Annotated in this window: 13 protein-coding genes and 1 riboswitch; of the genes, 2 read left to right on the top strand and 11 right to left on the bottom strand. The window is 60.5% G+C overall.

All coding sequences use genetic code 11. The features are described from left to right. Positions 1-24: 24 nt before the first annotated feature. Genes WLY71_RS05420 through cobO form a run of 6 tightly spaced genes read right to left on the bottom strand, consistent with a single transcriptional unit; the run spans position 25 to position 6,033 of the window. Complete coding sequence (locus tag WLY71_RS05420) at positions 25-1,476, bottom strand: cobyric acid synthase (RefSeq protein ID WP_347802781.1); 1,452 nt, start codon at positions 1,474-1,476, stop codon at positions 25-27. Then, positions 1,473-2,465, bottom strand: coding sequence for a threonine-phosphate decarboxylase CobD (gene cobD / locus WLY71_RS05425; protein ID WP_347802782.1), 993 nt, complete (start codon positions 2,463-2,465; stop codon positions 1,473-1,475). The genes WLY71_RS05420 and cobD overlap by 4 nt, the downstream gene beginning before the upstream one ends. Further along, positions 2,458-3,366 (bottom strand): adenosylcobinamide-phosphate synthase CbiB, encoded by a 909-nt coding sequence (gene cbiB / locus WLY71_RS05430; RefSeq protein WP_282479746.1) that lies wholly within the window; start codon positions 3,364-3,366, stop codon positions 2,458-2,460. The genes cobD and cbiB overlap by 8 nt, the downstream gene beginning before the upstream one ends. Continuing rightward, positions 3,363-4,013 carry a 5,6-dimethylbenzimidazole synthase gene (gene bluB, locus WLY71_RS05435; protein ID WP_347802783.1) on the bottom strand — a complete coding sequence of 217 codons (651 nt, stop codon included), beginning with the start codon at positions 4,011-4,013 and terminating at the stop codon, positions 3,363-3,365. Before bluB ends, cbiB begins: the two co-directional genes overlap by 4 nt. Next, positions 4,010-5,425, bottom strand: a complete 1,416-nt coding sequence (locus tag WLY71_RS05440; RefSeq protein WP_347802784.1) for a cobyrinic acid a,c-diamide synthase CobB — start codon at positions 5,423-5,425, stop codon at positions 4,010-4,012. The genes bluB and WLY71_RS05440 overlap by 4 nt, the downstream gene beginning before the upstream one ends. Then, on the bottom strand, positions 5,422-6,033 hold the full coding sequence (cobO, locus tag WLY71_RS05445; RefSeq protein ID WP_046048017.1) for a cob(I)yrinic acid a,c-diamide adenosyltransferase: 612 nt from the start codon (positions 6,031-6,033) through the stop codon (positions 5,422-5,424). The genes WLY71_RS05440 and cobO overlap by 4 nt, the downstream gene beginning before the upstream one ends. An 81-nt stretch (positions 6,034-6,114) precedes the next feature. Beyond that, a riboswitch (cobalamin riboswitch) is annotated at positions 6,115-6,350 on the bottom strand. A 154-nt stretch (positions 6,351-6,504) separates the two neighbouring features. Between cobO and WLY71_RS05450 the strand changes: the two genes are divergently transcribed. After that, on the top strand, positions 6,505-7,089 hold the full coding sequence (locus tag WLY71_RS05450) for a hypothetical protein (protein WP_309678127.1): 585 nt from the start codon (positions 6,505-6,507) through the stop codon (positions 7,087-7,089). Between the two features lie 68 nt (positions 7,090-7,157). After that, complete coding sequence (locus tag WLY71_RS05455; RefSeq protein WP_347802785.1) at positions 7,158-8,471, top strand: PQQ-dependent sugar dehydrogenase; 1,314 nt, start codon at positions 7,158-7,160, stop codon at positions 8,469-8,471. 89 nt (positions 8,472-8,560) lie between these two features. Here WLY71_RS05455 and WLY71_RS05460 read toward each other — a convergent pair whose 3' ends face one another. From WLY71_RS05460 to WLY71_RS05480, 5 genes are all read right to left on the bottom strand, one after another. Then, on the bottom strand, positions 8,561-9,214 hold the full coding sequence (locus WLY71_RS05460) for an O-methyltransferase (protein WP_347802786.1): 654 nt from the start codon (positions 9,212-9,214) through the stop codon (positions 8,561-8,563). Positions 9,215-9,229: 15 nt separating this feature from the next. Next, positions 9,230-9,766, bottom strand: a complete 537-nt coding sequence (locus WLY71_RS05465; RefSeq protein WP_123364619.1) for a C40 family peptidase — start codon at positions 9,764-9,766, stop codon at positions 9,230-9,232. 165 nt (positions 9,767-9,931) lie between these two features. After that, entirely contained in the window at positions 9,932-10,582 is a 651-nt protein-coding gene (locus WLY71_RS05470) for a C40 family peptidase (RefSeq protein WP_347802787.1), read from the bottom strand. 227 nt (positions 10,583-10,809) lie between these two features. Further along, the gene (gene hda / locus WLY71_RS05475) at positions 10,810-11,514 is read right to left on the bottom strand and encodes a DnaA regulatory inactivator Hda (RefSeq protein WP_008148645.1); all 705 of its coding nucleotides are present in this window, start codon (positions 11,512-11,514) and stop codon (positions 10,810-10,812) included. A gap of 230 nt (positions 11,515-11,744) precedes the next feature. Next, positions 11,745-12,818: an AI-2E family transporter gene (locus WLY71_RS05480; RefSeq protein ID WP_347802788.1), complete on the bottom strand. Its 1,074-nt coding sequence runs from the start codon at positions 12,816-12,818 to the stop codon at positions 11,745-11,747. Between the last annotated feature and the right edge of the window lie 6 nt (positions 12,819-12,824).

The raw sequence follows: 12,824 nt of genomic DNA on the forward strand, positions 1-12,824 counted from the left end.
GACGAAGAGGCCATCAAATTCACCCTAAAACCCACAGAGCTCACGCAGCAGTCGGGTATCCAGATGCTGCTCCACCAGATCCGCCAGCCGCTCGATATCGCGCTCACGCAACGCGTGATAATCCACGTCCTGCACAGCCTGCAAACCTGCCCAGCGCAACAGCGCACTGCACGCCGCGGACGATTCAAACAGCCCATGCAGATAGCTGCCGAAAATCTGCCCGTCCACACTTTGCGCGCCGTCGCAGCGACCGTCGTCCAGCTGCACCGCGGCGTTTTCCAGCGCCGGCCCGGTGGTGACGCCGGCATGAATTTCGTAACCGCTGACCGGCGCGTCTTCGAGCGCCAGACGCCCGCGCACATTGCGCAATTGCTTCTCTTCTTCGAGCTGGGTTTCGAACGCCAACAAGCCCAAACCGGCGCTGGAACCCGGTGCGCCTTCGAGGCCCAGCGGATCGTGTACCTGCTCGCCGAGCATTTGCAGGCCACCGCAAATGCCCAGCACTTTGCCGCCATAACGCAGATGGCGACTGATCGCGGTGTCCCAGCCATTGGCGCGCAGATACGCGAGGTCACTGCGCACGCTTTTCGAACCGGGGAGAATAATCAGGTCGGCCGGCGGAATCGCCTGACCGGGGCCGATGAATTGCAGATCCACCTGCGGATGCAGGCGCAGCGGATCGAAATCGGTGTGGTTGCTGATGCGCGGCAGTACCGGCACCAGCACTTTCAGCACCTGGTCGGCCTTGTCGGTCTGACGCTGATCGATGCCATCCTCGGCTTCCAGGTGCAGGTCCATCACGTAAGGCAGAACGCCGATTACCGGTTTGCCGGTGCGCGCTTCCAGCCAGTCCAGCCCCGGTTGCAGCAAAGCGATATCGCCGCGAAACCGGTTGATGATGAAGCCTTTGACTCGCGCCTGCTCACTGGGCGACAGCAGTTCCAGCGTGCCGACCAGATGCGCAAAAACCCCGCCGCGATTGATGTCGGCGATCAACACCACCGGACAATCCACGGCCTCGGCAAAGCCCATGTTGGCGATGTCACCGGCACGCAGATTGATCTCGGCCGGCGAGCCCGCGCCTTCGACCATGACCACTGGATACGCTGCGCTCAGCCGTTCATGGGAGGCCAGCACCGCTTGCATGGCGATGGCTTTGTAGTCGTGATACGCAACGGCGTTCATCGTCGTGACCGCGCGGCCATGGATGATCACTTGGGCGCCGGTATCGCTGTTGGGCTTGAGCAGCACCGGGTTCATGTCGGTGTGCGGCTCAAGGTTGGCGGCCTGAGCTTGCACCGCTTGCGCGCGACCGATCTCGCCACCGTCGGCGGTCACGGCACTGTTGAGCGCCATGTTCTGTGGCTTGAACGGCACGACGCTGACGCCCTGACGCCTGACCCAGCGGCACAACGCCGTCACCAGCGTACTTTTACCGGCGTCGGAAGTGGTGCCTTGCACCATCAACGTAGTCATTGGGTTTCCTTGGCGTAGGCTTCGAACGCTTGCGCGAGACGTGTCCAGTCAGCTTCATCGGCGGGCAAGCCGAAACGCAGGCTGCTGTTGTTCGTGAACAACCGCAGCAGAATGCCGCGCCGGGCCATGAACTCATGCAGGGCTTCGGCGCGGTCGGTGATCAGCCATTGAAACAAGGCGCAACCGCCCTGGGGCTCGAAGCTGTGCTGTTCAAGCAGCAGCGCCAGACGCTCGCTGGCCTCTTCAGCGCGAACCCGTTGCCGGGCATGCCCTTCGGTATCCAGCAGGCAGGCCTGACCCAGCACCCGCGTCGGCCCGCTGACCGCCCACGGTCCCACTTGCTCGGCCAGCAACTTGAGCAACTTGCGCTCGGCCAGCACGAAACCCAGCCGCACACCGGCCAGGCCGAAAAATTTTCCGAAAGAACGCAGCACGATCAACCCGACCTGATTGGCAAAAGGTGCCAGGCTCAGCTGCGGTGTGTTGTCCATGAACGCCTCGTCCACCACCAGCCAGCCACCACGCTGGGCCAGCCGCGAATGCCAGTCGAGCAGCCGACTTGGTGTCAGGCTCAGGCCGGTAGGATTGTTCGGGTTGACCACCACCAGCACGTCGAGGCTGTCGAGAAAGAAGTCGACTTCCTGCTCCAGCACTTCACGCACGATGTAGCCATTACGGCGCCACGCTTCGGCGTGTTCGGCGTAACTCGGCGAGAGCACGCCGACCTTGCCGGCCCGGCGCAAACGCGGCAGCAACTGGATCGCCATTTGCGAGCCGGCCACCGGCAGCACCTGAGCGGCGCCGTAATAATCACAGGCCGCCTGCTCCAGACCGTCATCGGTTTCCGGCAAACGCGCCCAAGCCCGCAACGGAATTTCCGGAACCGGAAACGGCCAGGGCGCGAGTCCGCTGGACAGGTCGAGCCAATCGGTTTCGGCGATGCCGTAATCGAGCGCCGCCTTGCGTAACCGACCACCGTGCTCAAGCATAAAATTCAGCCCCCACGCAGAGAATCAGCAACCATAACCATACCCCGCGCTGCACCAATTGCCAGCCGCGGTCGATGGAGTCGGCGTCTGCCGGCATGCCTTCGCCCAGTGGCGGACGCTGATGCAGTTCACCGTGATAAATCGCCGCCCCGCCCAACTCGACACCGAGCGCTCCGGCGCCGGCCGCCATCACCGGACCGGCATTCGGGCTGTCCCAGGTCGGACCTTGGGTGCGCCAGCATTTCAGCGCCAGTCGGGTTTTGCCCAGCAGCGCGTAGGTCAATGCCACCAGGCGCGCGGGAATGTAGTTGAGGACGTCGTCGATCTTTGCCGCGGCCCAGCCGAAACGCTCGAAGCGTTCATTGCGGTAACCCCACATCGCATCCAGCGTGTTGCTCAAACGGTAGAGCACCACGCCAGGCGCGCCGGCCACAGCAAACCAGAACAGCGCAGCGAATACCGCATCGCTACCGTTCTCCAATACGGATTCGGTGGCGGCGCGGGCGACTTCGGTTTTATCCAGTTCGCTGGTCTGGCGACTGACCAGATAACTGACCCGTTTGCGCGCCTCGTCCAGATCATCGCTGCGCAGCGCCTTGGCCACCGGCTCGACGTGTTCACCAAGGCTGCGCATGCCGAGGGCGCAATAGAGCACGAGAATCTCGACGATCCAGCCGACATAGGGCGCCCAGGAAAACGCCGTGGCCAATAAGGTCAGCGGCAACACTGCAATCACCCAAGCGGTGACGCCATGGCTGCGCCAGCCGCGACCTTCACCATTGAAACGTTGCTCGATGCGGTCGGCAAAACGGCCGAACGCCACCAGCGGATGCCAGCGTTTGGGTTCACCCAGCAGCGCATCCAGCGCAACCGCGGCGACACTCAACAACGCCACACTCATTGACTCACTCCCCAATAATTTTCATACAGCAGCTCACTGAGCGGACGCGCCTGCGCCCAGCCTTCGAGTACCAGCATCGGCGCCGGATAGAATTCCTTGACCGGGCCGAGACTAAGAACAGCCAACGGCTTGGCTCCGGCGGGCAAACCCAGCAGGTCCGCCAGGGCTTGCGGCTCGAACAGCGAGACCCAGCCCATGCCCAATCCTTCAGCGCGGGAGGCCAGCCAGAGGTTCTGGATCGCGCAGGACAACGAAGCCATGTCCATTTCCGGCATCGTGCGACGGCCGAAAATGTGGCGCTCTCGATCGTCCATCAGCGCAGCGACCAGCACCTCGGCGCAATCGTTGATGCCTTCGACTTTCAGCTTCATGAATTCGTCGGTGCGCTCGCCGAGGGCTTCGGCGGTGCGGATGCGTTCGTCTTCCACCAGTGACTGGATCTTGCCGCGCAAGGCTCGATCGCTGATGCGGATGAACCGCCAGGGCTGCATCAGACCGACACTCGGCGCCTGATGCGCAGCTTCGAGCAGGCGCCGCAGTAACTCGGGCTCGACGGTGCCGCCGCTGAAATGACGCATGTCGCGGCGTTCACCGATGGCTCGGTAGACCGCCGCGCGCTCAGCTTCGGAAAAGGCGTTGTCAGTCATGGCCTCTTCGCGAGCAGGCTCGCTCCCACATTGGAAGGTGTGCTGCCTGAAGAAACGCGGTCCCCTGTGGGAGCGACGGTGCGACGATTCGACTTGCTCGCGATGGCGGCTTCAAAGTCAGGCGCAAACAATGCGGCTACAGCGGTGGGATTGGACGGAAAATAGAAATGCACATAAGAAGCCGTCATCCGCCCCTCACGATAAACCGCTTCCGCCCCACGCCCACCGTTAGGGCTCAGGCCACGAGCGATGGGCTCAAGCTCGGTACTGGTCAGCGAGTGGTGATAGGTGTGCCCGCGCAATGAACCTTCCGGCAACTCGACCGCCTGCAACGCCAACGCGGCCAGACGCTTTTGCATCACCGCATCACCGGCCAGCAAGCCGACCAGTTCAGCGCGAGTGCCCTCGACATCGGTCAACGAATCGAGCAAATACAGCATGCCACCACACTCTGCCAACAAAGGCTTGCCCGCCGCATGGTGAGCGCGGATTGCGGCCAGCATCGTGGTGTTCTGTGACAGCGACACATGGTGCAATTCTGGATAACCGCCCGGCAGATAGAGGCTGTCTGCCTCCGGCAATTGCGTGTCACGGATCGGCGAGAAAAACGACAACTCGGCGCCCATGGCTCGCAGCAAATCCAGGCTTGCACCGTAGGTGAAGGCAAACGCTTCGTCACGGGCCACGGCAATTCGCACACCGACCAGCAACGGTTCTGCAGCGATCACATCAGGCGCGCCGAATTCCACCGCCGGTGGCAGCGCGACCTCGCAGCTGCTGGCCAGTGCATCGGCCGCCGCATCGAGGCGCTGATCGAGATCGTTCAACTCACTGGCCTGAACCAGACCCAAATGGCGACTCGGCAATTCGATCCCGGTTTCCCGGGACAAGGCGCCGTACCAGCGCAAGCCTTCAGTCAGGCTGCCTTCGAGCAATTGCGCGTGTCGCAACGTGCCCACACGATTGGCCAACACGCCAGCAAACGGCAAGTCCGGCTGATAACGCGCCAGCCCCAGGGCCAGTGCGCCAAAGGTCTGGGCCATGGCAGTGCCGTCGATCACACCGAGCACCGGCACACCGAAGTGTCGCGCCAGATCAGCGCTGGACGGCGTACCGTCGAACAGTCCCATGACGCCTTCGATGAGGATCAGATCCGCTTCGCCGGCGGCTTCCCACAACAGTCGACGACTTTCCTGCTCCCCGACCATCCACATGTCCAGTTGATACACCGGCGCACCGCTGGCGCGCTCGAGAATCATCGGGTCGAGAAAATCCGGGCCGCATTTGAACACGCGAACCTTGCGCCCTTGATTGCGATGCAAACGGGCCAGCGCAGCGGTGACGGTGGTCTTGCCCTGACCGGAGGCCGGCGCGGCAATCAATACCGCCGGGCAATGACGTGGCTGACTCACAATTCGACGCCTTTTTGCGCTTTGATCCCGGCCTGGAACGCGTGCTTGATCACACCCATTTCGGTGACGGTGTCGGCCAGTTCGATCATCTCCGGCTTGGCGCCGCGACCGGTGACCACCACGTGCTGCATCGGCGGACGGGCCTGCAAGTCGCTGAGCACTTGATCGAGATCCAGATAACCGTGCTTGAGCGCAATGTTCAATTCATCCAGCACCACCAGGCCGATCGACGGATCACGCAGCAATTCGCGGGACACCGCCCACGCGGCTTCAGCGGCGGCGATGTCGCGCTGACGATCCTGGGTTTCCCAGGTGAAGCCCTCGCCCATCACATGAAAACGCACCTGTTCCGGAAAGCGCCGGAAGAACAGTTCTTCGCCGGTGCTGCTGCGCCCTTTAATGAACTGCACCACGCCACACTGCATGCCGTGGCCCATGGACCGGGCGAGCATGCCGAAGGCCGAGCTGCTTTTGCCTTTGCCGTTGCCGGTCAGCACCAGCAGCAGGCCGCATTCATTCGGGGAGTTGGCGATGCGTTCATCGATCACGGCTTTTTTGCGCAGCATGCGCGCCAGATGACGTTCGTCACGATCGGGGGTATCAGTCATGGGGGAGCTCTCCGTTGAGGCTGGATAACGGCGGGCAGGCACAAGAATAGACGGCAAAAAGCCTGGCATCGCCCACCGTGATGCCGCTGGATGGATCAGGCCGGTCTCCGGGCTCATGAGCGGCATTTTTTGCCTGACTGCGCGCCTTCCCATGTTGATATCAACACAGTGGCTCAAGGCGCAGCCTTCACTCATTTACCGTTGCGGGGGCAGCGCCGGGATCATGGCTCTTCGTCGCTTGAAGAGAGTCACTCACCGGCTTCCCTGTTTCACTCTGTCGACCAAGGTCACAGAGCACCTGAAACAAGCCGCGAAGGTTAGAGGGTTGGGGATGGAGCGTCAATTGAAGACGGGCGGCCTGCGAGCGAATAACTGCCGTCGATCAATTATCTGACGCCAATCTTGTGCCACACTCTCAGCAGTGATATCAAAGAGCCACAATCTCACAACACAATAACAAGGGTGAGCCACATGCAAGGCATGATCATCAGCAATCCGAAGCTGGAATTCCTGCGCCCGGTGCTGGAACGCTGGTTTGACTGTATCGACCGCTACAACGCCGTGCGCGGCGATAACGACACGCCTTACTGGTTCGACGAAAAAGCCAACCTGAGCCTGCTTTCCGCCGCGGCCTGGATGGCGGAAATGGTCACGCTGCAACAAACACCGACCCGTAAGCAGACCGAAGAAGGCGAACGCAATGGCCGCGCCGATCTGTTTATCGCGACCAGCGAAGAACGCGCTTACCTTCAAGCGACCCAGCGCTGGCCACGCGTCAACAGCCTGAACCTGACTCAAGCCTTGCAGGACATCACCAGCGACGCCAAACGCATCAGCTACGCCAGCGACCTGAAACTCGGTTGCCTGTTCGTTGCGCCGCAAAAAGCCCAACAAAGCGCCACCCCGGAAGAACTCCAGGACATGGTCGACGATCTGCAAAAGGAACACACCTGCGCCGTGGCCTGGTACTTCCCCTATGCCTATCGCAAGTTGCGCAACGAAGCCGGCAACTATCACCCCGGCATTGCCGTGCTGTTCAAGGAAGCCCGCGGCTGAGCGGTTGAACCATCGCGCACCTGCGCTTCTCTATTGATTAGGTCAATGCATTCATAGGGAAGATCAGCATGCGCAAGCCCCCGCTCGTTCTCGTCATCGTGCTCGCCGGAGGGCTTGCCGCCTGCGGTGAAACCTCCAGACTGCAAGTCTCCGACGGCACCGGCCCGTCACCCAAGCTACCAGAACCGAACAAAACCCTGATCCCGACAGTGAACATCGCCCCGGCGATTGGCTGGCCGGACGGCGCGAAGCCTATCGCCGCGACAGGGACTCAGGTGGCGGCATTTGCCGAAGGCCTCGATCACCCGCGCTGGCTTTACGTGTTGCCTAACGGCGACGTGCTGGTGGCCGAAACCAACGCACCACCCAAACCCGATGACGGCAAAGGTATTCGTGGCTGGGTCATGGGCAAAGTCATGGGCCGTGCCGGCGCCGGCGTACCGAGCCCAAACCGCATCACGCTGCTGCGGGACAAGGACCACGACGGCATCGCCGAAACCCGCACGGTGTTCCTGGAAAACCTCAACTCGCCCTTCGGTATGACCCTGGTCGGCAATGACCTGTACGTCGCCGACACAGACCGCTTGCTGCGCTTCCACTATGAAAACGGCGAGACGGCGATCAAGTCGCAGCCTATGAAGGTGATCGACCTGCCGGGCGGTACGCTGAATCACCACTGGACCAAAAACGTCATCGCCAGCAAGGACGGCAGCAAGCTGTACGTCACGGTGGGTTCCAACAGCAACGTGGCCGAAAACGGCATGGACAAGGAAGAAGGTCGCGCGGCGATCTGGGAAGTGGATCGCGCCACCGGCAACCATCGAATCTTCGCCTCGGGGATTCGTAATCCAAACGGTCTGGCCTGGGAACCTCAGAGCGGCGCACTGTGGACGGCAGTCAACGAGCGCGACGAAATCGGTAGCGATCTGGTGCCGGACTACATCACTTCAGTGAAGGACGGCGGGTTCTACGGCTGGCCTTACAGTTATTACGGTCAGCACGTCGACATCCGCGTCGAGCCGCAAAACCCCGACCTGGTGGCCAAGGCCATCGCTCCAGACTACGCGGTCGGCCCGCATACTGCCTCGTTGGGCCTGACGTTTGCTGAAGGCAACAGACTGCCGGCGCAATTCAAGGAAGGGGCATTCGTCGGCCAGCACGGCTCATGGAACCGTAAACCGCACAGTGGCTACAAAGTGATTTTCGTACCGTTCAGCGCAGGGAAACCGACCGGGCAGCCGATTGATGTACTCACCGGTTTCCTCAATGACGAGGAAAAAGCCATGGGCCGTCCGGTAGGCGTGGTGATTGACCAGCAGGGTGATTTGTTGGTGGCGGATGACGTGGGCAACAAGGTGTGGCGCGTGTCGGCGGCCAAGTAAACGTCAAAAGATCGCAGCCTTCGGCAGCTCAGGGTGTACACCATCCACTGTAGGAGCTGCCGAAGGCTGCGATCTTTTTCAATAGTCGCCTACCTTTTGCGGCACAAGGTTAATCCATCGCCCAACGGCAACAGCGACAGGTCCACACGCGAGTCATCCTTCAAGGCGCGATTGAGCGCCTGGATGGCTCGGGTGTCTTCGCTCTCGGGATTGTCCTCAAGCACCCGGCCGCTCCACAGCGTGTTATCGAACACCGCCAGACCGCCGACGCGCAGCAGACGCAATGCGTGCTCCAGATAGCGTGGGTAGTTGGCTTTGTCGGCATCGATGAAGATCAGGTCGAATGGCTCTTGTTGATCCAGCTGAGCCAGGGTTTCCAGCGCGGGTGCCAGACGCAGATCGATCCGCTCAGCAAGCCCCGCCTCCTGCCAGTAACGACGCGCGGTGGCGTTGTAGTCGCCGGGTATGTCACAGCAGATCAGCGAGCCGTCATCCGGCAATGCAGCCGCCATGCACAAGGCGCTGTAACCGGTAAAGGTGCCGATTTCCAGCAGACGCTTGGCGCCGGTGAGTTTCACCAATAGCGCGAGGAACTGACCTTGCTCGGGCGCCACCTGCCAGCGAGCCATGGGCAGCGCTTGGGTTTCGTCGCGCAAACGCTTGAACAGCGGCGTTTCGCGCAGAGAAACGTCGAGCAGGTATTGATACAGGGAATCGTCGAGATTGAGTGTGCGAGCGGTCATGACAACCTCTGCCATTTAGGGGTTGCGTGCCAAGTGCTCAGGTTGCAAGACGCGCTTGGCGCTCAGATAGGCTTTCTGCCAATAAGCTTTGGACAAGCTGTCGAGCTTCACCGTGCCGCCGGTGGCCGGTGCATGGACGAAGCGACCTTCACCGACGTAGATCCCTGCGTGACTGACCTGAGAACCGCCATTGGTGGCGAAGAAGATCAGGTCGCCAGTTTGCAGACCTTCCTTGCCCACACTGGCCGCCTGCATGCTGATCATCTCGCGCGTGGTACGCGGCAGAGAAATGCCGGCGACGTCACGGTAGACATAACCGATCAGCCCGCTGCAATCGAAACCCGAATCCGGCGTGTTGCCACCCCAACGGTACGGCGTGCCCACCAGGCCGAGCGCGCGGAACAATACGTCTTCTGCCTCTGGGGAGAATGCTTGGGAGGAACCGAAAACAATGGGCGCGCGAACCACCGGTGCAGGTGGCGGTGTACGGCTGGCGCAGGCGCTGAGCAGCGCTGCGAAGAACATGATTGCGAGGCGGGCCGACGTCGACATAGGCAGAGCATCCTGATCTGGCTGCGGCTTTTTCTGCAGGGGGCGCAGAAAAGAAAACCGCCTGCGCAGGACGCAGGCGGTTTGCCATCAATAATAGATCAGGATTCTAGCTGCTACGTGGCAAACTTCAAGTAAGACTTTAAGTTAACCTTACAAAAAGTCCGCTTACTTGCGCGCCGTGACGATCGTCGGGGCCGCAGTCGGTGCCATCGCGAGTGCGCGCTTGGCTTCGATGAAGGTTTTGCTCCAGTAGCTGTCGCCCAGGCTATCGATCCGGACACCACCGCTGCGGCGGCTGCTGGAATGGATGAACTGGTTGTCACCCAGGTAGATCCCGGCGTGACTGACGCGGCCGCGACGGCCATTGGTGGCGAAAAACAGCAAGTCGCCCGGCTCCAGTTTGCTGCGAGAAACCAGCGGAGCGTCGACGTTGATCATTTCGCGAGTGGAGCGTGGCAGGCTCAGGCCGGCTTCTTCACGAAACAGGTAACCGATGAAGCCGCTGCAATCAAAGCCAGCTTCGGAGGTGCCACCGAAACGGTAACGGGTACCAATCAGGGACATGCCCCGTTCGAGGATGCTGTCAGCCAGAACCGGAAGCTGGTACGACTTGCCGCCGGCGAAGTCTGCCAGTTCTTTTTCGGTGGCCGCTTCTTCCTGTTCAAGCGCTTGCTGATAAAGAACGGAAGATTGGTCGGTAGCAGAATTTTTAACCTGCTGTTGTTGCTCTTGCTGGGACACTGGAGAGTGAGCAGCGCAACCGAACAACAGGGTGACGAGTGCGAGGGGCACGAGGGGTGCAAAGCGATTTAGCATGGGCACGACCGTGGCTGATAGTTGTAAAGAAGGCGAGACTATGCCCGCTATCAACCTCATTTGCAAATTCAATCGATCTTTATGTGACTTCTCGGTTTCTCGTTTACATCTAAGCGCTTAAGCCTGTTTTAGACACTCGCGCAGCCTGCAACCCTGTAGGAAAGCGGATTTCTTGACGCCTGAAATATGCCGAAACCCGCTAGGGCCTTGGCTTTACCAGGCTTTTGTTACCAGCCAAGCGTTTCTTTCAGAAAGGGAATTGTCAGCTTGCGCTGAGCTTGGAGGGAGGCCTGATCGAGACGCTCAAGCAGCTCGAAAAGTGCACTCATGCTGCGCGTACCGCGGGTCAAAATAAAATGCCCGACTTCATCGGTCAGGTGCAGACCGCGACGAGATGCGCGCAGTTGCAAGGCACGCAATTTGTCTTCGTCGGAGAGCGGACGCATCTGAAAGATCAACGCCAACGTCAGACGGGATTTGAGGTCCGCCAGTTTCACCGGCAGTTCACGCGGGGATGTCGACGCGGCGATCAGCAGGCGTCGACCGCTGTCACGCAGACGGTTGAATAGATGGAACAGCGCCTCTTCCCAATCCGCCCGACCAGCCACCGCCTGCAAATCATCCAGGCAGACCAGTTCGTACTGTTCGAGGTTGTCGAGGATGGCGATGCCGCGATCAAGCAGTTCGGCCAACGGCAAATACACCGCCGGCTCCCCCAGTTGCTCGAAGCGCAGGCAGGCCGCCTGCAACAAGTGCGTACGCCCTACCCCGTCCTTGCCCCAGAGATAAATCAGGCTTTCGGTCCAGCCGGCGTCGGCTTCGCATAGCCGCTCGACATAGCCGAGTGCAGCGGCATTGGCGCCTGGATAGTAATTGATAAAGGTAGCGTCATCACGCAGACGCACACCTAGGGGCAGCTGAATCGGTTTCATGCTGACTGAACAGTTCCAAAGGAACCGTTAGTGGCCTCTGTGTAAAGTTTGCGAAGTTTATACCCGTGAGGCGAGTCGCACAATGCGACAGACCACAAGCAAAATCAAAGGTTTGCGTTAACACCCTGGTTTTATGACAGTTTCTTTGGCGGCGCATGTGACAGCCGCACGAGGGATCCGGGTCAGCCTGGCATGGAACCAGGCTGCCCGCGATGCTTGATCAGGCCCTCTTAAATCTCGGGCTCATCAACACCGCTGTACATACCCGAATCTTTATACAAATCATGCATATGGCGCACCAGCACCATGATCACCGCCGCCACCGGCAGTGCCAGCAGCACACCGGTAAATCCGAACAGCTCGCCCCCTGCCAGAATCGCGAAGATCACCGCCACCGGGTGTAGACCGATCTTGTCCCCCACCAGCAATGGCGTCAGCACCATGCCTTCCAGCGCCTGCCCCACCATGAACACCGCGACGATACCGAACATGGGATACAGATCGCCGCCGAACTGGAACAGCCCGGCAATCAAGGCCGCACCGATCCCGATAACGAACCCCATGTACGGCACGATCGCCGCCAGACCGGCAATCAACCCGATCAACAGCCCTAACTCCAGCCCGACCAACATCAGGCCGGCCGCGTAGATCACGCCCAATGCCACCATGACCAGCAACTGGCCGCGCACGAATGCACCCAGCACTTCATGGCATTCACCTGCCAGGGTCATAACACGCTCTTCGCGATCACGGGGCAGGAGGCTGCGGATCTTGGCCATCATCAGGTCCCAGTCCCGCAGCAAATAGAAGACCACCACCGGGATCAGCACCAGATTCGCCAGCAAGCCAATCAATGCGAGGCCGGAGGCCGTTGCCTGACTCAGCACCACACCGACAATGTCAGTGGTTTGACCCATATGCTCACTGATCGCAGCCTTGAGCTTGTCGAACTTCCAGAAATTATCCGACAGACCAAATTTCGATTGCGCCCACGGCAGCGCGGTGTGCTGCAACCAGTCGAGCATCTGCGGCGTCAGTTCGTACAAACGAAACAACTGCTTGGCGAGCATCGGTATCAACACCAGCAGCAAGGTCGTGAAGATCAGGGTGAAAAGCGCAAACACCGCCACCACGCCCCAGGTCCGAGACAGGCCAGCCTTCTCCAGCCGATCCACCAGCGGGTCGAACAGATAGGCCAGCAGCAACGCGATCAGGAACGGGGTCAGAATCGGATGCAACAACCAGACAAACACGCAGAGCAGGATCACCCCACCCAACCAGAACCAACGCCGCGTATCGGCCATTTACAA

This window comes from Pseudomonas rossensis (assembly GCF_039888995.1).
Lineage (GTDB): Bacteria > Pseudomonadota > Gammaproteobacteria > Pseudomonadales > Pseudomonadaceae > Aquipseudomonas > Aquipseudomonas rossensis.